The sequence below is a fragment of the Paraburkholderia sp. SEWSISQ10-3 4 genome (assembly GCF_030464785.1).
Taxonomy (GTDB): domain Bacteria; phylum Pseudomonadota; class Gammaproteobacteria; order Burkholderiales; family Burkholderiaceae; genus Paraburkholderia; species Paraburkholderia aspalathi.
Window position 1 is genome coordinate 86,440 of record NZ_JALPRI010000001.1, and the last position, 22,760, is coordinate 109,199.

General features: G+C 59.6%; 20 protein-coding genes. 11 read left to right on the plus strand and 9 right to left on the minus strand.

The genetic code is table 11. The features are described 5' to 3' along the window. Positions 1-347 precede the first annotated feature (347 nt). The 5 genes from M0D68_RS00420 (at position 348) to M0D68_RS00440 (ending at position 5,493) form a co-directional block, all read left to right on the plus strand. A complete protein-coding gene (locus tag M0D68_RS00420; RefSeq protein ID WP_200619561.1) occupies positions 348-1,262 on the plus strand; it encodes a LysR family transcriptional regulator in 915 nt (304 codons plus the stop codon). Positions 1,263-1,375: 113 nt separating this feature from the next. Next, complete coding sequence (locus tag M0D68_RS00425; protein WP_256456836.1) at positions 1,376-2,566, plus strand: CaiB/BaiF CoA-transferase family protein; 1,191 nt, start codon at positions 1,376-1,378, stop codon at positions 2,564-2,566. Positions 2,567-2,579: 13 nt separating this feature from the next. Then, positions 2,580-3,536: a hydroxymethylglutaryl-CoA lyase gene (locus M0D68_RS00430; protein WP_266223495.1), complete on the plus strand. Its 957-nt coding sequence runs from the start codon at positions 2,580-2,582 to the stop codon at positions 3,534-3,536. Positions 3,537-3,546: 10 nt separating this feature from the next. Further along, on the plus strand, positions 3,547-3,933 hold the full coding sequence (locus M0D68_RS00435) for a VOC family protein (protein WP_266223496.1): 387 nt from the start codon (positions 3,547-3,549) through the stop codon (positions 3,931-3,933). A 102-nt stretch (positions 3,934-4,035) separates the two neighbouring features. Then, on the plus strand, positions 4,036-5,493 hold the full coding sequence (locus tag M0D68_RS00440) for an MFS transporter (RefSeq protein ID WP_266223497.1): 1,458 nt from the start codon (positions 4,036-4,038) through the stop codon (positions 5,491-5,493). 85 nt (positions 5,494-5,578) lie between these two features. On the opposite strand, the gene M0D68_RS00445 is transcribed toward M0D68_RS00440, so the two are convergent. Continuing rightward, on the minus strand, positions 5,579-7,381 hold the full coding sequence (locus M0D68_RS00445) for an NAD(P)/FAD-dependent oxidoreductase (RefSeq protein WP_266223498.1): 1,803 nt from the start codon (positions 7,379-7,381) through the stop codon (positions 5,579-5,581). An 80-nt stretch (positions 7,382-7,461) separates the two neighbouring features. After that, on the minus strand, positions 7,462-8,604 hold the full coding sequence (locus tag M0D68_RS00450) for a sigma-54-dependent Fis family transcriptional regulator (protein WP_266223499.1): 1,143 nt from the start codon (positions 8,602-8,604) through the stop codon (positions 7,462-7,464). A gap of 234 nt (positions 8,605-8,838) precedes the next feature. Between M0D68_RS00450 and M0D68_RS00455 the strand changes: the two genes are divergently transcribed. Further along, entirely contained in the window at positions 8,839-9,153 is a 315-nt protein-coding gene (locus M0D68_RS00455; RefSeq protein WP_093637433.1) for a helicase, read from the plus strand. Positions 9,154-9,195: 42 nt separating this feature from the next. On the opposite strand, the gene M0D68_RS00460 is transcribed toward M0D68_RS00455, so the two are convergent. Further along, positions 9,196-9,969, minus strand: coding sequence for an MBL fold metallo-hydrolase (locus M0D68_RS00460; protein WP_266223500.1), 774 nt, complete (start codon positions 9,967-9,969; stop codon positions 9,196-9,198). Positions 9,970-10,140: 171 nt separating this feature from the next. On the opposite strand from M0D68_RS00460, the gene M0D68_RS00465 reads away from it, so the two are divergent. The 4 genes from M0D68_RS00465 to M0D68_RS00480 all read left to right on the plus strand — a co-directional run bounded on the left by M0D68_RS00465 (position 10,141) and on the right by M0D68_RS00480 (position 12,699). Next, positions 10,141-11,373, plus strand: a complete 1,233-nt coding sequence (locus M0D68_RS00465; RefSeq protein WP_266223942.1) for an FAD-binding oxidoreductase — start codon at positions 10,141-10,143, stop codon at positions 11,371-11,373. Between the two features lie 124 nt (positions 11,374-11,497). Continuing rightward, positions 11,498-12,073, plus strand: a complete 576-nt coding sequence (locus M0D68_RS00470) for an RNA polymerase sigma factor (RefSeq protein WP_266223501.1) — start codon at positions 11,498-11,500, stop codon at positions 12,071-12,073. A 12-nt stretch (positions 12,074-12,085) separates the two neighbouring features. Then, a complete protein-coding gene (locus tag M0D68_RS00475) occupies positions 12,086-12,400 on the plus strand; it encodes a hypothetical protein (protein WP_200652094.1) in 315 nt (104 codons plus the stop codon). Then, a complete protein-coding gene (locus tag M0D68_RS00480; protein ID WP_093637448.1) occupies positions 12,397-12,699 on the plus strand; it encodes a 4Fe-4S dicluster domain-containing protein in 303 nt (100 codons plus the stop codon). The genes M0D68_RS00475 and M0D68_RS00480 overlap by 4 nt, the downstream gene beginning before the upstream one ends. A 64-nt stretch (positions 12,700-12,763) precedes the next feature. Here M0D68_RS00480 and M0D68_RS00485 read toward each other — a convergent pair whose 3' ends face one another. The 4 genes from M0D68_RS00485 to M0D68_RS00500 all read right to left on the minus strand — a co-directional run bounded on the left by M0D68_RS00485 (position 12,764) and on the right by M0D68_RS00500 (position 17,845). After that, complete coding sequence (locus tag M0D68_RS00485) at positions 12,764-14,002, minus strand: MFS transporter (protein WP_266223502.1); 1,239 nt, start codon at positions 14,000-14,002, stop codon at positions 12,764-12,766. A gap of 15 nt (positions 14,003-14,017) precedes the next feature. Next, positions 14,018-14,491: a GAF domain-containing protein gene (locus M0D68_RS00490; RefSeq protein WP_266223503.1), complete on the minus strand. Its 474-nt coding sequence runs from the start codon at positions 14,489-14,491 to the stop codon at positions 14,018-14,020. Positions 14,492-14,596: 105 nt separating this feature from the next. Then, entirely contained in the window at positions 14,597-16,012 is a 1,416-nt protein-coding gene (locus M0D68_RS00495) for an MFS transporter (RefSeq protein WP_266223504.1), read from the minus strand. Positions 16,013-16,060: 48 nt separating this feature from the next. Continuing rightward, entirely contained in the window at positions 16,061-17,845 is a 1,785-nt protein-coding gene (locus M0D68_RS00500; RefSeq protein WP_266223505.1) for a gamma-glutamyltransferase family protein, read from the minus strand. Between the two features lie 225 nt (positions 17,846-18,070). On the opposite strand from M0D68_RS00500, the gene M0D68_RS00505 reads away from it, so the two are divergent. Then, complete coding sequence (locus M0D68_RS00505) at positions 18,071-18,748, plus strand: FadR/GntR family transcriptional regulator (RefSeq protein ID WP_093637468.1); 678 nt, start codon at positions 18,071-18,073, stop codon at positions 18,746-18,748. Between the two features lie 33 nt (positions 18,749-18,781). Here the strand turns inward: M0D68_RS00505 and M0D68_RS00510 are convergent, their stop codons facing one another. Both M0D68_RS00510 and M0D68_RS00515 read right to left on the minus strand, forming a co-directional pair. Continuing rightward, positions 18,782-21,580: an EAL domain-containing protein gene (locus M0D68_RS00510; RefSeq protein ID WP_266223506.1), complete on the minus strand. Its 2,799-nt coding sequence runs from the start codon at positions 21,578-21,580 to the stop codon at positions 18,782-18,784. Continuing rightward, positions 21,577-22,371 (minus strand): ABC transporter substrate-binding protein, encoded by a 795-nt coding sequence (locus M0D68_RS00515; protein WP_266223507.1) that lies wholly within the window; start codon positions 22,369-22,371, stop codon positions 21,577-21,579. Before M0D68_RS00515 ends, M0D68_RS00510 begins: the two co-directional genes overlap by 4 nt. Positions 22,372-22,760 lie beyond the last annotated feature (389 nt).

Sequence of the window (22,760 nt, forward strand, 5' to 3'; positions counted from 1 at the left end):
GTACGGTGACGCTCAGATCAGTCAATGCAGAAACGCACTGCACACGGTGTTCCGTATGCCTCGACGCCACGTGGCGTTCACTGGAGCAGATAATAAATCACAACGAAAATCCGCATACGGCTGCACAACAACTGTGCAAGTCGAAACACAGGCGGGTAAAGGTAGTCATGCCGCTTAAATCCGCTGCGAAGCGCCTCCCCTATCGCAGCGTTCAGCAACGTCCAGCACTGCCCAGACCGGCAGCGCCCCGCTCCCTGCTATGCTTCACACGAAGTCAGCCCGCCACGCCGGGCCAGGACCCGACGCGCAGGCTATCGACTTCCAGTCGCGCTAAACGCCATACACCCATGACCAGTTCCTCTCACTACGACCTGCAATCGCTGCGCCTTTTCATCGTCGTAGCAGAACTCGGCAGCCTGACGAAAGCGGCTGAGCGTACTTGCATGACGTTGTCAGCGGTCAGCAAACGCATGGCCGACCTGGAGCGCAGCATCGATTGCACGCTCATGTTGCGGCAACCGCGCGGCATCGAGCTGACTGCCGCCGGCAAGGGCCTGCTCGCACATGCCCGGCAAGTCGCCGATCGCGTGAACCGCATGGCCAACGAGATGAGCGACTACGCCGCCGGCGTGCGTGGCCACGTGCGAGTCTGGGCCAACACGTCATCGATCATCCAGTTCCTGCCTCACGACGTGCAGGCTTTTCTCTCCGACAACCCCAGCGTAAAGATATCGCTCGAGGAGCGCCTGAGCGACGAAGTCGTCGCGGCGATCCGCAGCGGCACCGCCGACATCGGCATCTTTGCGGACAACGTGCTGGCGCCTGGTATCGAGAAGGCGGTCTATCGTCAGGACAAGCTCGTGCTGCTGGTGCCGCAAGACCATCCCCTCGCGTCCCTCGAAGAAGTCGCCTTCGCCGATACGCTCGACTTCGAGTACGTCGGCCTGAACGAAGGCAGTTCACTGCTCGCGCGGTTGCTCGATGCCGCATTCAGCGCGGACCGGGCCCTCAAGCTACGCATCCAGGTGCACAGCTTCGACGGCATCTGCCGGATGATCGAGCACGGGCTCGGCATCGGCATATTGCCCGAGGGCGCTGTGCGCACCGAAATTCTCGCGACAGGCCTGCGCGCCGTGAACCTCACCGACGCGTGGGCGCAGCGCACCTTGTGGATCGGTACACTCTCGCGCGAAACGCTGTCGCCCGAAGCGCTGCGCCTTCTCGACTTCATGTCCGGCCGCACAGACGGCACCGACAGTTAAGCTCGCCGACCCTTTCCAGAACGGAAAGGGTCGTTGAGAATCCATTGATTTTCAGCACGCGCGGGTTGTCGCAAAGTAAGCGTCAAGAGAACGACGTTTGCAAGGAGACAACCATGACGAAGCCGCTGGAAGGCGTTCGCGTGCTTGAAATGGGCCAGCTCATCGCAGGTCCCTTCGCTGGAAAAATGCTCGCCGAGTTCGGTGCGCATGTCATCAAGATCGAACCACCCGGCACAGGCGACCCGCTGCGCAAATGGCGTCTGCTGCATGAAGGCACGTCCGTCTGGTGGGCGGCGCAATCGCGCAACAAGGAATCCGTCACGCTCGATCTTCGCTCGCCCGAAGGCCAGGACGTGGTTCGCCAGCTAGTCGCGCAAAGCGATGTGCTGATCGAAAACTTTCGTCCTGGCACGCTCGAGAAATGGGGCCTCGGCTGGGAAGAATTGCATGCCTTAAATCCGGGCCTCGTAATGCTGCGCGTGTCCGGCTATGGGCAGACCGGCCCCTACCGCGACCGCCCTGGCTTCGGCGTCATCGGCGAAGCGATGGGCGGCTTGCGGCATCTGAGTGGCGAAACCAACCGCACACCGGTGCGCGTGGGCATCTCCATCGGCGACTCCCTCTCCGCCTTGCATGGCGTGATCGGCATCCTGCTCGCGCTGCGCCATCGCGATCAGAACGGCGGTGCGGGCCAGATGATCGACGTCGCGCTCTACGAGTCGGTCTTCAACATGATGGAAAGCCTGCTGCCCGAGTACTCGGCGTTCGGCGCCGTGCGTCAACCGGCGGGCAGCAGCTTGCCCGGGATCGCGCCATCGAATGCGTATCGCTGCAGCGACGGCAAATATGCGCTGATCGCGGGCAATGGCGACAGCATCTTCCGGCGTCTGATGGAACTGATCGGCCGTCAGGATCTGGCCGACGACCCCGCACTCGCTCAAAACGATGGCCGCGTAAAGAACGTCGAGCGGCTGGACGCCGCGATCGCCGAATGGACCCTTCGCCACACGCTCGACGACGTGCTCGCTGCGCTCAACGAAGCCCGCATTCCCGCCGGAAAGATCTACGACGTCGCCGACATTGCGAGCGACCCGCATTACCACGCACGCGACATGATTCTTGACGGCCAGCTCCCCGACGGTACGCCCGTGCAACTGCCCGGCATCGTCCCGAAGCTGAGCGCGACGCCGGGTACGGTGAACACCCAGGCGCCCACGCTCGGCCAGCACACCGACGAAGTGCTTGAAAACCTCGGCATCGACACGACGACCCGCGACGCCTGGCGCGCACGCGGCATCATCTGAACAGGAGCACGGCATGAGCAGCAAGCGTCTGTACATCCAGGAGGTCGCCACCCGCGACGGCTTCCAGAACGAGGCCCGCTTCATCGACACCGACGCCAAGATCGAACTGATCGATCGTCTGAGTGCGTGCGGTTACGCCAAGATCGAAGTGACTTCGTTCACGTCGCCGAAAGCGATTCCCGCCTTGCGTGACGCCGAAGCAGTGATGCAACGGATCGTGCGACGTGAAGGCGTCGTCTATACCGTGCTCGTTCCGAATCTGCGCGGCGCAGAGCGCGCGCTGTCGTGCGGCGTCGATGAAGTCAATCTCGTGATGTCGGTCAGCGAGAGTCACAACCGCGCGAACCTGCGCATGAGCCGCGAGCAGTCGTTCGCCCAGTTACGCGACGTGATCGGCGTGGTCAGGCAAACGAAGGTGGCGATCAACGTATCGCTGTCCACGGCGATGGGCTGCCCCATGGAAGGCGATATCAACCAGGCTGAAGTGCTGGGGTGGATGCAACGCTTCGCCGATCTCGGCGTGCATGGCGTGACGTTGTGCGATACCACCGGCATGGCTTACCCGTCGCAGGTTGGTACGCTGTGCGCCGCCGCGCGCGAGCGCTTTGCCGCGCTCGAACTCACGCTGCATTTTCATAACACGCGTGGCATAGCGCTCGCCAACACGCTCGCCGCGCTGGATGCCGGCATCGATCGCTTCGACGCATCGCTCGGCGGTCTCGGCGGATGCCCCTACGCGCCAGGTGCAACGGGCAACGTCTGCACTGAGGAACTGGTGCATATGCTCGAGCTCGACGGCTACGACACCGGCGTGGATCTCGCTGCCGTGCTATCCGCCTCCGCCCTGCTTCCTGGACTGATCGGCCACGACGTGCCGAGCCAGTTGCTGAAGGCAGGACGGCGCCTGGATCTGCATTCGATGCCTTGCAGCACCGCTGACGGCCTGCCGGAACAACACGCATTTTCATAAGGAGCAGGACGTGGCATTCATCGACCACCTTGATCAACTCGTACTCACTTGCGTCGATTTCGCTGCGACGAAGCGGTTCTATACCGAGGTCATGCAGATGCAACTCGAGACGTTTGGCGAAGGACGTATTGCATTTCGCTTCGGTAATCAGAAGATCAACGTCCATGTGCGTGGCACTGAGTTTGAGCCGAAGGCCCATGTTCCCGTACCGGGCGCGCTCGACCTGTGCTTCATCGCCACGGTACCGCTCGACGAAGTAATTGCGCATCTGGCCCGTTGCGAATGGCCAATTGTCGAAGGCCCGGTTGCGCGCACCGGTGCCACGCAGAAGATTCGTTCGGTGTATGTGCGGGACCCCGATCTGAATCTGATCGAGATATCCGAACTGATGGCTTGATGGAATGACACCCTGCTATCCAAGATCCGGCGATTTATACGCGCCGATCAACGTGGTGAACGGCGCATAAGCCGACCCGAAAGCAAAGAAACGGAGACAAACATGAACACCAGAAATCTGCACGTGAGCGGCAGTGCGACCGTCAATTCGCGCATTGCCTCACCCGAACCGAGCGCGGCCGACGATACACACGCCCTTCATGCCAAGGCCACGACGCTGGGCGGCTGGATGGATAACATGCCTGCGGGTTCGCTGCATCGATTTGTGGTGTGGGTGATCGGCATAGGCTTGTTCTTCGACATGTTCGAGATTTTCCTTGTCAGCTCGATCGGCACGGCGTTGCAGGGAGAATACGGTATCGATAGACACAGCACGGACTTCAAGCTGCTGCTGGCCTCGGCATTTATCGGCATGTTCTTTGGCTCGCTTTTTCTGGGTAGCATGGCCGACCGAATTGGGCGGCGCAGGGCCTTCCTGTTCAACCTTATCTGGTACAGCGCCTTTTCGCTGATCGGCGCATTCTCGGTCAACGCCGAGATGCTGGTGATCTGCCGCTTCCTCACCGGCATTGGCGTAGGTGCGATCTATCCCGTTGCCGACAGCTTTCTGTCCGAGATTCTGCCCAAGGAACGTCGCGGGCGAATGGCTGCATGGGCGTACACCACCTCGTATGTCGCCGTGCCACTAGTTGGATTCTTGGCGCTTTGGCTCAACCCTCTGCACTTCGGCGCCGTGGCAGGCTGGCGCGTTATTCTGGTGATCGGCAGCCTGGGCGCGGTACTGGTTCTGCTCGTGCAACATAAGCTGCCCGAAAGTCCGCGCTGGCTACTGGCTCAGGGCCGCGTCGAGGAGGCTCATGCGATGCTTCGGCGCTTTGCCGCCAGTGCAGGAGTGACGGTATCGGTCATCTCACCTGAAACCAACGTCAAGCGGAATCCCATGACGTTGGGCGAGCGTATTGCACTGCTGCGCCGCCCTCCCTATGACAAGCGCTACCTGATGTTGACCATCTTCCATCTGCTTCAGGGATTTGGTTACTATGGTTTCGGCACGCTCGCCAGCACCGTGGTGAAAAGCCGTGGCTTTGACGTGACGGACGGCACGCTTTTTATCGCTCTGTCGTTTCTCGGCTACCCGGTTGGATCGCTGCTTTCTATTCCGCTGCTCAACTGGATTGAACGCCGCACACTGGTGATCGGCGCCATATTGTCCATTGCGGTTTTTGGCCTGGGTTTTGCCTATTCCAACAGCTCGGCGCTGATCGTTCTCTTTGGTGTGTTGACAACATGCGCTTCGAACGTATTCAGCAACGCGTATCACGTCTACCAGTCTGAGATCTTTCCGGCGAGTGTGCGCTCAACCGCCATCGGCAGTACATACTCGTTGTCCCGCATCGTTAGTGGCATGCTGCCTTTCGTATTGCTCCCCGTGTTGAACCAGCAAGGAGCAGGCGCTATGTTCGGCATCATCGCCGCTGCGCTGATCGTCGTGGCTATCACAGTGCGAGTCTTTGGACCTCGCACTACGCGCCGCAGCCAGGATGAAATCAATCCGGGTTGAGCCGCTCATCGACGCGCGTCGCGACCCTAGCCAGTGCTCCTGGCATTGGAACGAAGGGACGACGCGCATCGACCACACACCGACTTCAGGAAAGGTGATGCACTTCCTGCAGGCCATAAACCGGCGTCGCAATTCCCTCCATGCGTGCCTTCAATTGCAGAGATAAATACTGCGAGTAGTGGCGCGACTGATGCAGGTTACCGCCATGGAACCACAAGGCCGGTTGCTGCGTGGGTTTCCACATGTTGCGTTGCTCGCCTTCCCACGGACCCGGATCTTTCGTCGTATTCGAACCCAGCCCCCACACCTTGCCCACTTTATCCGCCACTTCACGCGAGATAAGATCGGCGGCCCAGCCGTTCATCGATCCGTAACCGGTTGCATAGACGACGAGGTCCGCCTCCAACTCGGTGCCATCGCTTAGCAAGACAGAGTGCTCTTTCAGTTCGACCACATCGACACCGCTCTTCAGCTTGATCTTGCCATCCGCTACGAGGTCGGCGGCGCCCACATCAATGTAGTAACCCGACCCGCGCCGGAGATACTTCATGAAGAGCCCCGAGTTGTCATCCCCGAAGTCGAGCATGAAGCCGCGCTTTTCCAGACGCTGGTAGAACTCCGCGTCGCGCTCTCTGATCGCGTCGCATACGGGCTTTTGAAACGTGTGCAGGATTTTGTACGGAATCGATGCAAACGTCAGATCAGCCTTCGACGTCGTCATACCAGAGGCTACCGCGCGCTCAGAATAGAGATCCCCAAGAGCAAGTTCCATCAGCGAATCTGACTTCACGATATGCGTGGAAGACCGTTGAACCATCGTGACGTCGACGCCCGCTTCCCACAACGCCGCGCAAATATCATGCGCCGAATTGTTCGCACCGATCACGACCACTTTCTTGCCCTTGTACGCATCGGGTCCCGGATGTTTCGACGAATGATGCTGCTCGCCCTTAAACACATCCATGCCTTTGAATGATGGGATATTCGGCTTACCCGACATGCCCGTGGCAAGCACAAGCTGCTTTGGCCGCAGCGTCAGCGTTTCGCCGTCGTGCTCGACCTCGACCACCCATTCCGCCTTCGCTTCGTCATAGCGCGCGGACTTGCAAGTAGTCGATCCCCAATAGTTCAACTCCATGACCTTGGTGTACATCTCGAGCCAGTCGCCGATCTTGTCCTTGGGCGTGAAAACCGGCCAGTTATCCGGGAACGGCAAGTAAGGCATATGGTCGTACCACACCGGATCATGCAGACACAGTGACTTGTAGCGGTTGCGCCACTGGTCGCCAGGACGCGGATTCTTATCGACGATGATCGTCGGCACACCCAGTTGCCGCAAACGCGCGCCCAGTCCAATCCCACCCTGCCCGCCGCCCACGATCAAGCAGTAGGGTTGCTCCGCGCGACCCAGCGCCTGCGCTTCGGCTTCCCGACGTTCCTTCCAGCTCGTTCGGTCCATACGTGCGCCATGTTCCGCACCCATCGGACGACGGTTGCCCTTGGGTTCCTCATGGCCTTTCAGCTCACCCATGGTGGTCAGCAAAGTCCAGATCAGGCCATCCTTCACGCGGATAAAACCGCTGCCGCGGGCAACTTCCGTTTCGAAGGTGATCCACGCCTGCGCCAAACCGTCGGCTTCGGTCGGTACTTCATTTTCGGCGATCCGCAGCCTGGTCGGCTTGATGGCGCCGAGTTGTGCGTCGAGCATGGCGCCGATCTGGTCCCGGCCCTCCATGGTTTTGATATTCCAGGTGAACGCAACCAGATCGCGCCAATAGCACTCAGGCTGAAACAACGCGACGGCCGCAGCGGTATCACCGCGTTTAAGCGCCGATTCCAGAGATTCCAGAACATTTCCAATAATCTTGCTTGCATTATTTTCAGGCATGGTTGCTCCTCCATTCGATACGGATTGGTAAAACGTCGAAGTAACACGCGGGTTCTTTGCCCGCTGGATAGCGTGGACCGCTAGCGCCGGTGAGGCGGGACTATGCCGAACTTCGCGATCCGTCTGTAAAGCGTCGCGCGCGAGATGCCCAAGGTTCTGGCCGTCTCGTCCGGATGCCATTTCGCATCCGTCAGAGCGGCGACGATGCGGTCACGCTCCAGGGCGTCGATATCAGTGAGTGTGGGTTGCGCCTGAGGCGCGGGGTTGCGAGGCTTCGATGCAAGTTGCCGTTGCGCGCGAATGACGGGCGGACGAACGCGAGCATAAAGCGGTGAGCCGTTGCCCGCGAGTTTGATCGAAACCATGTCGCGGCCTGGCCTGACATCCAGAAGACGCTCGGCGCGGACATCGAATAGCTCGGAGACCGGTCGTGGCAGCCGATCGAGTCCAGGCACGCACTCTTTTGCCCGGCGATTGGCAGCGACTGCGTTTCCGTGCGCATCGAAGGCGATCAGAATCTCCGGCTGGGCCTCCACGTAGTGACGATTGCGGTGCGCCAGCAAAACCCAGTAATGCGTAGTCGCGTTGAGAAAGAAGCTGTCCTCGATCAACACCGCACTATGACGCACGATATGGTTGACCAGACGCTGGCTTTCGCGCTCGTCAGGCGAGCGAATCGCCGATGCGTCCAGCACGCCGATCAGTTCGCCTTCCAGCCCGAAGATGGGCGAGGCGCTGCAGGTCAACGTGGTGAAGGCGGCACGAAAATGATCGGTCTTATGAACCGTGATCGGTTGCGAATCGAGCAGCACGGTCGCGACGCCGCAGGTTCCCTCTTCCTCCTCGGACCAGCAGGAGCCTAAATACAATCCCGCTCGTTTGAAGTCGTGGCGCCGATCCCGGTCAACGCGATAATCGATCGTCACGCCCTGCGCATCGGTGAGCATCACGCAGTAATCCGCTTCGCGAACCGTCTCATGCAGACGCGAAAGACATTCTCCCGACGCCCGCAAAACCGATTCTTCCCGGTGCTGTACGTCACGCAGTTCCGGCGCGCTCAGAATCCGCGGCCCCTTTGTCAGACCAGGATCGAGATGATATTGCTCGAGCGAGCGCCAATACGATGAAGTCAGCCGCGTAGCATCACCGCCGCGATCAGGCGTTCGGCCTTCGATCAACCTGCGGATCCGATCGATGTGTCTCACTTGCGGAACATAGGGCATGAATGTCTCCGGTCGGCTCGGCGCGCATCATCATTCAGTGGCACGCTTAGGATGACTTTTAGCATGCGGGTTCCAGAACAGCACATTGCAGTGCACCATCATTCCGGATGAGACTTTTGTCTCAGTCTTTTTTATTGTTGTGGGGCCTGAGCGCAACTCGATTTCCTGAGCGAGGAAAACGCGGATGCGTTACGCCCACTGCTAGAATACTTGCCTTTTTCCTTGGAGACGCACATGTCCTGGTTCATCTATGAAGTGCCCGAATACAACGAAGACGGGGCGCGCATCGAACCGTTCAGCGACCTGCGTAGCCGCGTGCTGAAAGTAAGTGGTCAGGCAATGGTCGACGAACTGGAAAGCGTCCGCGAGAACGCCGCGACAACAGCGAACACGCCCGCCCACCCGCTGCGCACGGCGGAAAATCCTCAGGTATTCCCGATCCCGTATGCCGACTCCATGATTCTGGTCGGATTCATCTTCGAGCTGAAACGGGAATCCCGGCATCTGGTGGTGTCGCCCGTGGAAATGCCCTGGCTGAAAGACGCGTAAGACGCGTTATTGGGGTTAGAAACGGGTTAAAAACAGACGCGGTCAGGTGCGTTTAGCCAGATACGCGTCGACCAGCTCAAGCAGTCGTTCCCGCCCGAAGCTCCCGTCGTGCCCGGCGTGAACTACTTGCACGGGCAATTCGCGCAGCCGCTTCATGGTGCGCATATAGGTCGGAATATCCGCGCCACCAATTTCATCCAGCAGCGGGCCGTCGTAGATCGCATCGCCCGAAAACAGCGTGCCGGATGCCGCTTCCCATAGGCCAATGCTGCCCGGTGAGTGGCCGGGCAGATGCAGCACCTCAAAATGCCGGTTGCCGAGATCGACGATGTTCCCTTCCTTGACGATCTCCGTGACCGTTGCGGCCCGCACGTGATAGTCGGACATCGAGTAATCGGCGCTGGGTAGCGCCGTGATCAGATCGCCGTCGAACGGATAGCCGACTTCACGATACCGGCGAATGGCCGCCTCGCCCAATACCGATGCCAGCAGGGTGCCTCGCTCGCGTGGCGCACGCAGGTTATCCGCCTCCAATTCGTGGACCAGCGTGTGTTCGAACTCATGATGTCCGCCGATATGGTCCGAGTGCGTATGCGTCGCAACGGCGGTGACGTTCTTCTGCAGCAGATGCTTCGCGGCATCCTGAAGACTGGCGATACCCATCCCCGTGTCGATCATCAGATCCCGGTCACGGCCACGCACATGCCAGATATTGCAACGCATCAGCGGGACAACATGAGGCTCCCAAAGCAGCGTGATGTCGTCGCTGATGCGTTTGAGTTCGAACCATCGGTCGGCAATTGGTAAGGTAGTCATGCGCGCGCTCCACGAGTGAGAGTCGTTACTCTGACATACTCTGCGTCAATGGGCGACATGAGCGCCTCCGTCCCACGTCGCTTACCCTTTCTTTTCAATGCGTCCGGCCATGTCGAATTTGCAGTACTGGCGCGCCTGGCGTATCCGGCAACAAGTGAATTCATGACCACAATGAAATTCGATACCGTCGTGCTCGGCGCGGGCATTATCGGCGTGAGCGTTGCCGTGCATCTCCAGAAACGCGGCCGCAGCGTCGCCCTGGTGGACCGCAAGCAACCCGGCAACGAAACGTCGTTCGGTAACGCCGGGTTGATCCAGCGCGAAGGCGTGTATCCCCATGCCTTTCCACGCGACTTCGGCACCTTGCTTCGGTACGCGCGCAACCAGTCGCCGGACGTTCGCTACCATGCCGACGCCATACTCAAGGCCGCACCGTTTCTTTGGCAATACTGGCGCAATTCTCATCCAGCCAAACACGCGGCCATCGCGAAGTCGTACGCGACGCTGATCGAGCATTGCCTGGACGAGCATCGCGCGCTGGCCGCCGCGGCCGGTGCGAACGCGTTATTTCGCCCCACCGGGTGGATCAAGGTGTTTCGCACCGAAAAAGCACGGGACGCGGAAACCCGGCTCGCCGAACGGTGGCTTCAGGAATATGGTGTCGAGTCCGAATCGCTGGATGCGGGCCGCCTGCAACAGAAGGAGCCTGATCTCGACAAAGCGCTGCTAGGCGGCTTGCGCTATCTGGCATCCAATTCCGTGAGCGACCCTAACGCGCTCGTCACCGCCTACGCGAAATATTTCGAAGCGCTCGGCGGACGGTTTTTCATCGGCGATGCGGACTCGTTTCGTGAGGGTTGGGCGGTCGATACGCAAGCGGGAACGATCACGGCTTCATCAGCGGTCGTCGCATTAGGGCCGTGGTCGGATCGCGTAACTTCGCGACTCGGTTATCGCTTGCCGCTCGCCGTGAAACGCGGCTACCACATGCACTACGCGCCCGAGACAGGGGCTCGCCTGAATCATCCGATTCTGGACGTCGAGAAGGGCTACGTGCTGGCTCCCATGGCAAAAGGCATCCGCTTGACCACGGGAGCGGAAATCGCCCACTGCGATGCGCCCAAAACACCCACTCAGCTCGCCGCGGTCGAGCCGATTGCGCGCACGCTGTTTCCATTGGGCAAGCGTCTCGACGCTGAACCCTGGATGGGACGGCGCCCCTGTACGCCCGACATGATGCCGATCATCGGACCCGCGCCACGTCACAAAGACTTGTGGTTCGCGTTTGGCCACGCGCACCACGGACTGACACTAGGCCCAGTCACGGGCCGGCTGATCGCCGAGATGATGACCCACGAGAAAACGCTCGTGGACCCCCAGCCGTTCAGGGTGGAGCGCTTCTAGAATCTGGCCGCGCAGCGAACGGCCGATATCACCGTCTTCGGACCGAACACGCCCGCCACCGGCGTAGCATCGCTATTTTTTCCGGCGCCCACAATATTCCTGTTCGTGAACCGTCTACAGACGTATGGAACCGCCGCGCACCCCGAAATCGATGATCGAACGAGACACGGACATCACTGCAACTGTGTTGCGTGAGCGTGCGAAGCTCGGGAATTTCATCCGGCGTCGCGTGCACGATCAGGGCGACGCTGAAGACATCTTGCAGGATGTCTTCCACGAGTTCGTGCAAGCCTACCGTCTCCCTGCGCCGATCGAACAGGTTAGCGCGTGGCTGTTCCGCGTGGCGCGAAACCGCATCATCGACCGCTTTCGCAAGCGCCGCGAGCAGCCGCTGGCCGAAATAGCCGACGACTCCGATGACGTCGAGTATCGACTGGATCTCGCCCTCCCGGCAACGGACGCAGGCCCTGAAGCCCTCTATGCAAGGTCGGTGCTGCTGGAAGCCCTGCAAGAGGCGCTCAACGAATTGCCGGCGGATCAGCGCGACGTGTTTGTCGCTCATGAACTGGAAGGGCGCAGCTTCAAGGAGCTCGCAGCCGAGAGCGGTGTCGGCGTGAACACGTTATTGGCACGCAAGCGTTACGCGGTTCTGCATCTGCGCGTTCGCTTGCAAGCCGTGTATGACGAACTGGATATCTAAAGGAGCAGATAGATGAGATTCAAACTGAGATGCTTCGGCATGGCACTGCTGGTTCTGGTGGGCATTGTCGTGCTGGGATGGATGGTGATGACGCTATGGAATTGGGTTATCCCGGCGCTGTTCATCGGTGGCCGTGCGATCGATTTTCCGCACGCATTGGGCCTGTTGATTCTGAGCCGGATTCTGTTTGGCGGATTCCGAGGGCGCGGCGGTTGCCACGGACGCCGGCATTGGCGCCGGTGGGAACGGATGACGCCCGAGGAGCGCGAAAATTTCCAGAAGAACCTGTCGTCCGGTGACGGCAAGCGTCCGGAGGATCTCGCATGAGCACCGCTTCGACATCCGCATGCAAACAGGCCCCGGGCGTGATTGCTCCCGTGGTCAATCTGAAACGGTGCGAAGGCAAAGGCGATTGTGCGGTAGTCTGTCCCGAGAACGTTTTCGACATCCGCCGGATCGATACGGCCGACTACCAGCAATTGGGCGCGCTGAACAAATTCAAGCTCCGCGTGCACGGAATGAAAGTCGCGTACACCCCAAACGCCGATGCGTGTCGGGCATGCGGCTTGTGCGTGACTGCATGCCCCGAGCGTGCCATTACGTTAGCCAGGATCGGGGCGCAATAAAGTAGCGTATTGCTTCGCATCGATCAGACAGACGCACAACGTTTTCGCCCACGTTGCCCATGGACTAGCGTTGTGTGTCGTACAGCCGGTCTGGAACAAAAAACGCGGTAACGCCGCTTAGAAAGAAAACCCCACCGACCACCAGAAATCCGATACCGATAGAGAACTGGGTGGCAATGTAGCCAATAATAATGGGCGCGGCGCCCGAGCAGAAACGGCCGATGTTATAGGAGCCGCCCACGGCGGTTCCACGGATGGCGGTAGCGAAACTCTCGGACATGAAGGTGCCGATCGTCCCCAGCGGCACACCATACAAAAACCCGAAGGCAAGCATCAGGTACACGATGTTGTCGCGCGTATGCCAGAAAATGATCGCAGGCAGAAAGAGCGCGGCGCCCACACAGCCAAGCACATAAACACCACGCCGACTCCAGCGGTCACCCAGCCATCCCGCAAAGATCTTGCCAATGAAGGCAACCACGTACGTGCCGATCATGTACCCGGCCATTGCACCGAATTTGATGTGCAGTTCCTTTTCCAGGTAAGTTGGCAGCCAGTTGTTCAAACCGTAAAAGCCGGACAGCGCGAATAACGAGGCCAAGGTCCACAGAATGAATAAGGTTCGCGACTGCCGATTACTGAAAATCTGATAGTAGCGGTTGGTGCGATGCCCACGTTCGCCCTTGCGGCTGGCTGCGCGGCTCGCCTGCCATGCTGCCGGTTCGGGCACGGCAAATTTTATCGCCAGCGCCAGCAGCACAGGAATTGCCGACACGTAGTAGAGCGTGCGCCAGCCGTAGTGCGGCAAAATCCAGTTGCTGAGCGAAATGACAACGATGTAGCCCGCGGAAATGCCGGTTTGCAATACGCCCAGAATCAGTGAACGCCGCTCCGTGGGTACGTATTCGGCAACCAGCGTGGTGACCAGCACCATGCAACCGATGCCCATCGAACTGATAAACCGCACGACCGCAAATTCCAGAAAGCTGTGCGTAAGACCGAGCAGCCCCGCTCCGAGTGAAAACAGCGCCAATGCCCAGACCACGACCCGCACCCGCCCCAGGCGATCACTGGCCCAGCCGCCGAGAATGCCGCCAATGGCCATGCCAACCAGGGTCAAGCTGCCCAAGGCCCCCGCTTCGACATTGCTCAAACCGAATTCGTCCTTGATTCGCGTGAGCGTCAGGCCGTACATCATCACGTCCGCGCCGTCGGCCAGTAATGCTAGGTAGCCGAGGACGAAGACAAGCACCCAGGTGTTTTGGGACTCAGCGGATCGGGTCAAGGTTGTTCTTGTATTCATTTGATCGTAGTGACGTCAGAGACGCATTGCGCTATCGGCGTGCATCATGTTGCACCTGATGAGCGCGGGTGCGAGGAAGGCGCCAATCAGCACGCCCATTTCCTCGTGCCTGCCCGTGTACCAGCCTTCCTTGTGTGTCATGTTCATCGTGCCGACGCATACCCCGTCGTACGCAACCGGAATGTTCAGTATCGATCCGAGTCCCATGCCGGTCATCACCGCGTGGTCGTCGAACGCCTCGCGGATGCCTTGCGTCGTTTCAGCGCGAAATGGCTTGAGATCATGCAATACCTGATTTGCCCACGCAGTGCCGCGTTTTTCCTTACGACCTCCAATTGGGTACACCTCCGGCATGTTTGTATAAACGCGCTCGACTTCCTCGCGTTGCGCGTCATAGGACATGATCGTGAAGAGGCCAAAACCTATCGCGCTCGCAGCCAACGCGTGAACCGCACGGAAAATCTCGTCGGGTTGATTTTTCAGCCGCATAACCCTTGCTAGTCGTTCGAGGTCTGAAATATCCAACGCTTGCAGGACTGGATCGATCGGATTGCCTGGCATTATCTGTCTGTGTAGTTGGGACATCATGCACACTCAGCCGCGCATTTCGGTCGAGCTGAGCGGGACGTGCAAATCCTGCGGATGGCCGGCGCCACCCACTTCAATATCTTCGAGCGACCGGTTGCGAGTCTCGATACCCAGGAAGAACACCACGCAGGCCCCCACCAGCAAGACCGTGGTGGTCATCGCAAACACGCCGAGAAATCCGAGCACCGGATAGACAAGGCCAACCAGAATGGGGGCGCTTACCGAACCAATCCGGCCGAAAGACGAGGACGACCCAGTGCCGGTTGCTCGCACAGCGGTCGGAAAAACTTCAGGGGTATACGCATACACGCCTGCGAACGCGCCATTCATGAAGAACGACAGGCAAATGCCTGCGGCCATGATCTGCAAACCGGTATGAGAAAACGCCAGCGTGATCGCGGCAATCCCGCCCAACAGCATGTACGACGCCACCACGCCCTTTCGGCCGAGTCGTTCATTGAGCCATGCCGCCGTGAAGTATCCGGGGATCTGTGCCCCGTAAATCGCGATCGAATAACCAAAGCTTTTCGTCATGGTGAGCCCCTCCTTGAGGAGCAGGCTCGGAATCCAGGAGAAAAACGAGTAATACGCGAACGCGACCGAGAACCACATCAGCCAGCTCACTGCCGTCGTACGCGCCAGCCGCGGCGACCACAGCGTCAGCACATTCTGTAACGCGTTGCCCTTGGCAGGCGCAGACGCAGGAGGCATGGCGCCGAGGGATGCCACGGGCGCAAGACTGATGCCCTTGCCTGCGAACCACGACTCGATTGCGCTCACGATGCCCTCCGCCTCAGAGACTCGCCCCTGGCTCTCAAGCCAGCGCGGCGACTCGGGCAAGGTTCTTCGCCACCAGAGAAGCATGACAACGGGCAACGACGTCGCCACCGCCAGATATCGCCAGCCTTCGGCAAAGTTACGCACAACGGTGAAGCCGAGAATCGACGAACCCAGATAGCCGAACGACATGAAGCCGACCAGTGCGCCGCAAAATATGCCCCGGTAACGTCGTGGCACGAACTCGGCCAGAAACGGTGCAATCACCACGGTCTCCGCACCGGAGCCAAAACCCGCGACGATACGCAACGCGAAGAACGTGTGCCAGTCGGTGGCGGTGGCGCTCGCAAGCGATGCGCAGCAATAGATTGCGAGCGCGCTCATCATGATGCGACGACGCCCGATCACATCCGCGAGCACACCCGACAGAAAGGCTCCGAAAAAATAGCCGATGTAGGTGCTGCTCGCGACGAGCCCCGTCTCGGCACTCGTCAGGTGCCATAGCTTGCTCACGACGGGCAGCAGGAATGCAAGCGACGACGAATCGAGTCCGTCGAACATGTACCCCAAGCCGCCGATCAGCAGGAGCTTGCGATGAAAACCTGATAACGGCAGTCGCTCGAGTCGGGCGGCAATAGCAGACACGGCATGTTCTCCCTGACGGAAATGAATACGGTTTCTGGGCGGCGAAACTTATCGCCCGATTGCGTATGCCTGCATTTGACGAGGTGTTGCTGCGCCACGCATCAGACCGTTTCTGATCCCAACCGCGCAGACGCGTCCCAGCGACCAGGGTTCGGCCACGGTCAGGTCATGTCCACGCGCACGTAACGCGGCAAGCGTGTGTTCCGGAAAATTGGACTCGGCGGACATCTTGCCCAGTTGCATCGAACGCGGGTAAAACGAGCCGGGGAAATGCGCCGTCTGGAACGAGGGCGAATCCACCGCGGCCTGGAAGTTCATGCCTGCATGCACGTGCCGGAGAAACAGCTGGATCGACCACTGATCCTGCTGGTCGCCACCCGGCGTGCCGAATGCCGCATAGGGTCTGCCATCGCGGGTAACGAGCGTGGGCGAGAGCGTCGTGCGGGGGCGGCGCCCCGGGCCGAGCGAGGACGGCAGCCCCTCCTCCATCCAGAACATCTGCGCGCGCGTGGTCACGTTAAAGCCGAGACCGGGCACGGCCGGCGAGGCCTGCAGCCAGCCACCCGACGGTGTTGCTGAAACCATATTGCCCCAGCGATCGACCACGTCGAGATGAACCGTATCGCCGCGTAGTTCAGGCAGCGGCGCAAAGGTCGGTTCGCCCTGGCCGAAGCCGCCGGACTGCTGCCTTCCCGCATTGGCCATGATCAGCGCGGCGCGCTGTTCACTGTCGCCCAACTTGCCGGGACGGAATTCGAACGACGCATGACCGGGATCGATCAGCTGGCGACGTTCGTCGTTGTAGGCGTCGCTCAGCAGCACATCCATGGGCACATGCGCAAACGCGGGGTCGCCGTAAAACACCTCGCGATCGGCGAACGCGAGCTTCGAGCATTCGATTATCGTGTGCACGAAATCGGGCCCCATTGGGTCCATCGCACTGAGATCGAAACCCTTAAGGAGCGCGAGCTGCTGCAGGAACATCGGTCCCTGGCCCCAAGGGCCCGTCTTGTGAACGCGGAAACCCTCATAGTCGTATGAAACCGGGTCTTCATAGGACGGCTCCCAGCGCGCGAGATCATCCGCGTTGAGCAGACCGTAGTTGCGCTGACCGGAAGTATCGAGAACGGCAGTTGAGCGGAAGTACTTATCAATCGCTTCGGCCACGAATCCACGATAAAAGACCTTGCGGGCAACTTCGCACTGCTCCGCACGATCACTGCGGGTATTCGCCTCCGCGAGGATGCGCCGGTACGACTGCGCAATCGCCGGATTGGCGAACAGCTGGTTCGGCATCGGTGCGTCGCCGTTGCGCAACCATTGCTCAGCCGACGTGGGCCATTCAGTCTTGAAGAAATCCTTGATTGCGAGGATCGACGACGTCATGCGTGGGAGCACCGGATAGCCGTTCTCCGCATAACCGATCGCGTAGCTCAGGACGTCTTCGAGCGGCAGTTGACCATAGTCGCGCAGCATGGCCATCCAGGCGCCAAATGCGCCAGGTACTACGGCCGGCAGCAAGCCCGTACCGGGAACGACTTCGAGACCCAGCTCACGCATGCGCGCTATCGTCATTCCCGCCGGCGTCACGCCCTGCCCGCACAGAACGCGAACGCGTTCTTCGCGCGCACTGTAGAACACAACCGGCAACTCGCCGCCCGGACCATTCAGATGCGGCTCAACGATCTGCAGAACAAAGCCGGCAGCGGCTGCCGCATCGAACGCATTGCCCCCTTTCTCCAGTACGGCCATCGCCGACGCGCTCGCCAGCCAGTGCGTGGAGGCCACCATGCCGAATGTGCCAATCAGCTCCGGGCGGGTTGTAAACGACATGCGTGACTCCTTTTGCGATGACCAATGATTGGTTTCTTATGAACCAATAAGCATTGGTACAAATTCTATAAGCTAAGAGATTACGGCGAACATTGCCCGGTTGCACCAAGCGTTAACCCGAAATTTCGCACACAATAGCAGATCAAAAAAAGCTGTGAATCTCACCCCAGTTGATTTGACTATGGTAAATTTTGAACCAATGAGTATTGGTTCACGAAAAAGACAATGGAAAATTCGATACTGGACAGGCTGCTGGACTACATTGCCGAGCATCAACTCAAGGACGGCGACGCACTGCCTCCTGAAAGAACGCTCGCCGAAGCCCTCAATGTCAGTCGAAGGGAACTGCGTTCGTCGCTTGCTTCGCTGGAGGCATCAGGACGTGTATGGCGCGGCGTCGGTCGCGGCACCTATCTAGGCGCGAGACCATTGAAGTTCGCCCCGACGCTACGCGGACTTCGAGCGGGAGCCAGTCCGGCAGACATCGCGGAAATGCGCCTGTTGTTCGAGCCCGCGCTCGCACAACTCGCCGCGACGAAAGCCAGTCGGGACGATTTGCTGGAACTTGAAAAATGCGCGCGGAAAAACGCCGCGGCAAAAAATGATGAAGAGTGGCAACAATGGGATCATCGATTCCATTTGCTGATCGGACAGGCCACCCGCAATCCCGCGCTCATCTCCCTGATGGAAGTGATCAACGGGATGCGTGTCAAACCCGACGTACGCGAGAAGACTTCAGCGCAGGAAACACGCAGCTATTTCGCCGCGCAGCACCAGGAGATCGTCAGCGCCATGAAGGCACGTGATGGCGAAGCCGCGGCTCGGTGTATGCGCGAGCACCTGCTCAGCGTTCAGTGGCGCGCATCAGCCAAAAGCGACGAAGCGGCCCTTCGTCACGAGTGAGGAGCATGCGCGTCTGTCTTCGATACCGTTTGATCAGGTGACCGTACCCGAACCGACGTTTCTCTCGTCGCTCCCCGTCGACCGAACGTCTCTCCGGCTCCGCGAACTGAACAGGCTCACAAACTGCTCAAAACCCTGAATCGGCAGCGGCTTGCAAAAGAGGAAACCTTGATAGGCGTGGCACCCTGCTACGGCAAGGAAATCTCGCTGCGCTTCAGTTTCGACGCCCTCGGCGATGACACCCAGGTTAAAACTTCGGGCAAGCGCCACGATCGTTCTCGCGATGTCCGCGTCGTTGGAGTCGACCAGAATGTCACGCACAAATGACCGATCAATCTTCAACTGGTCCAACGGCAATCGTTTCAGGTACGACAGCGAAGAGTAGCCAGTGCCGAAGTCATCCAGCGAGAACGTCACGCCTCGAGCGCGAAGGGCGGTCATCTTTTCGATAATGTCCTGCACGTTCTCAACGAGAACGCTCTCGGTGAGCTCGAGCTTCAACCTGTCCGCCCTCGCCCCAGTCCGGTTGATGACGTCGAGCACACTGTCCACGAAGTCCGGCTCGCGAAATTGCCGGGCACTCACGTTCACAGCCATGGACAGATGCGCCATCGATGGCCGCGTTGCCCATACGGCCAGTTGGGTGCATGCGGACGCCAATACCGTTCGGCCCATCTCGAGAATCAGCCCGGACTCCTCGGCGAGCGGAATAAACTCGCCTGGCGGTATCAGACCGCGCTGGGGATGCTCCCAGCGCACCAGCGCTTCCGCACCGGTTATGTGATTGCCGTCGACGACCTGCGCCTGATAGTGAAGAACAAACCGGTTCTCCTCGATGGCGTTGCGCAGCCCCACTTCCAGCTCGGCACGCTTGAGCACCGCCGTCTGCATCGCAGGGTCGAAGAAGCACATGGCATTGCGGCCGCGCTCCTTCGATTTATACATGGCGAGATCGGCCTGCTTGAAAAGCTCGTCGGTGGACGTCTGCTCCCCATTGAATACGGTGACCCCTATGCTGGCGGTGCTGCGAAACTGAACACCGTTGAGCTCGTAAGCGTTCCCCAGCACGGCGAGAATTTTTTCTCCCACCGCCACGGTTTCCATGGTCGCATCAGCCACGTCCAGACTCAGATTGCCCAGCACTACAACGAACTCGTCACCACCGACCCGGGCAACCGTGTCGCCCTCATTGACACTACTCGACAGGCGATACGCAACCTGTCGCAGGAGCAGATCGCCCTTGTCGTGCCCAAGCGTATCGTTCAGCGTTTTGAAGTGGTCGAGATCGATGAACATGAGGGCGGCGCAGACCTTGTTCTGCCGGCTGGCCACCATTGACTGCCTCAGCCGATCCAGAAGCAGCGCGCGATTAGGCAGGCGCGTTAGCGTGTCATAGAAGGCAAGTTCCCGGATCTTCTCCTCCGACTTCTTGCGCTCGGTGATATCGCGGCCGCTGGTCCGAAAACCAATGAAGTCGCCCCTCTGATTGCTGATCGGCACCCACGAGACCGACAGCCAGAGGAGCGATCCATCCTTGCGTACGCAACGAAACTCGAGATCGTCGCCGCGAGAACCCTGAAGCCCTTTTTTAAATTCCGGCGCAACGCGCGGGATGTCCTCCGGATGGATCAGCGTGCGGGCAAAATCGGGCATCGCCATGCATTCGGCAACTGTATAGCCCGTGTAGTACTCAACCGAGGGATTGATCCAGCGCGGTTGGCCGTCTGGTCCCCACCAGATTTCCAGGTTCACCGTGCAGTCGGCAATGGCGCGAAATTTCTCCTCGTTCTCGCGCAACTCCCGCGTCATTGCCGAGGCGAGGCGCATGGCACGCTCCCGCCCTGTCATCATGAGCCAGGTCAGAAGCGCCAGCAGGAGACTCAACCCCGTGCCAGTTCCTGCGATTAACACCTCGGCATTACGCCCCATCCGGGATCGAAACTCGTCGGAGGCGTTCATCGACAGCATCCAGTCGTGTCCGTCCACAACCAGATATTCGTTTGCGGAGATGAGCGCGGGCGCATGCCGGTTGTTCGCATCTGAAGTGCGATGCAACAGCGCGGCCTCCAACGGCTCCACGCCATCGTAAATCGCTAGCGAAATACCGGGGGGCTGTTCGCCGTAGAGACTGGCCATCACATCGTGCATCCGGAACGATGCATAGACCCAACCAACAATGTTCGCTCGACGCTGCGCAACATTGTCCTGCGGTCTGCCGGCAGCGTAGATCGGCAGATACAGGATGAAGCCGGGCCGGGGGTCCGCATCCATGTCGACCGACAGGCGCACCTTTCCCGAGAGAACCGCGAGGCCGGAGTCGCGGGCTTTCTCCAACGCCGAGCGACGCACCGGTTCGTTCCAGGCGTCAAAACCGGGCGAGCTGCGTGCAAGGCCAACAAAGGGCTCGCGCTGAACGATCGGGGCATATTCCCCGCGCAACCCGTCGGGATGAATCGTGTAGCCTGGAACGCCGCCCTCGCGCATGTCCGCTATGTGGGCCGCTTTACGCGCCGCGGGCACCCATTCGACCACACCCACGGCGTGGACCCCGGAAAAGTTCGCATCAAGATTGAGCGCGCTCACGTAGCGCCGGAACCTGCCGCGATCGAACTCTCCGTTCGCGGCAAACATGCTCTGCACGCCTCGCAGCATCAGCTCGTAGGTCGCCATCCGCTGTTCGATGCGGCCTACCGCGTCACTCAGGGTGTAATCGAACTGCGTCTGAAACTCCTTGCGTGTCGCCTGACGTTCGTGATCCCACACTACCCAGGTCACGCCAAGCGACGCGGATAACACCAGCAACGGCAGCAGGACGGAGCGCAGCCGGATCACGGTGACGCCTTGAAGTTGACCATGGCATCGGCCAGATCCGGCCTGAAGTACTTTTCGAAGATCCGGCGCACCGTTCCGTCAGCACGCATTTCGTCCACCAGCGCCCGCCACTTCTCCCGCTCGGCGGCCGGAAGCGCTTTCTTCGACATGATCAGACCGTGCGGTACCGAAGGATCGTTAAACTCAACGATCGTTGTGACGTCGCGGATCTTTTTCTCATCCAGCGCGGGGTAATCGAAGGGCTCGATAATCATGCCCTGAATCTGTCGAAGAATCAGCGCCTGGTAGAGCGGTTCGAGCCCGCCCGCGAGGCTCACCCGGTTTTCCGACGTCAGTCTGTCGACCAGTTCGTTGGCCGAGGTGCTGTAGCGGAAACTGCGGATCACGCCGAGCTGCGCGTGTTTACTGTTTTCGAAGTCCGCGACGTTCTGGATGCCGGCATCCTTGCGCACGAGCAGATAGTATTTATTGCTGAAGTACCACGCGAACGAAGCATATTGATTGCGTTCGTCATTTGCGATTCCAGAAAGACTGAAGTCGAGCGCGCCTGACTCGATCAGTTTCCAGATACGCGCGCGTGACATCAGACTGACCTTGATCTGGCAACCGCTACGCCGGATCAACTCGTCGGCGAAGTCCTTGTCGATACCGCTATCGGTATCGAGCGAATAGAGCAGCCCGTGGTCGTGCAATCCAAGCGTAAACGGCCGGGAACAATCCGGTCCGCCCGCTAACGCATTGCTGATGGAACACACTGCAAACAGCACCCCGGTAAGCCAGCTTCGAATCACAACGCCTCCGTAGCGGAACGACGCCCAGTTAAATTCTTATCAGTGATCACAATCTGACGGCCTGTTCAGACAGGCTTTTTTTAAATATCTGACTTTTATCACAAATTCCGGGAAATTTTCCCGCTTCGACGCGTCGCCGATGTGCTGCGAGCCCGCAAGATTTTCTTCCGCAAAACTTCCGTACGCATTGTCGACACTATGTCGTCGTTTTTGAAGGCCTCCTGCCGGCTTCTCGAGATCGAGTCGAGAATAGTTTCTTTTAAGGGAAAACCCGTATAATCGCCAAACGAGAGGTCAGACAACTATAGGACACAATAGTGGTCGAGACCCTGGCCGCGCCCTGCCGCGCAGCGCCTACCCTGACAAGCCCTTCTTTCCCAGCCCCGTGA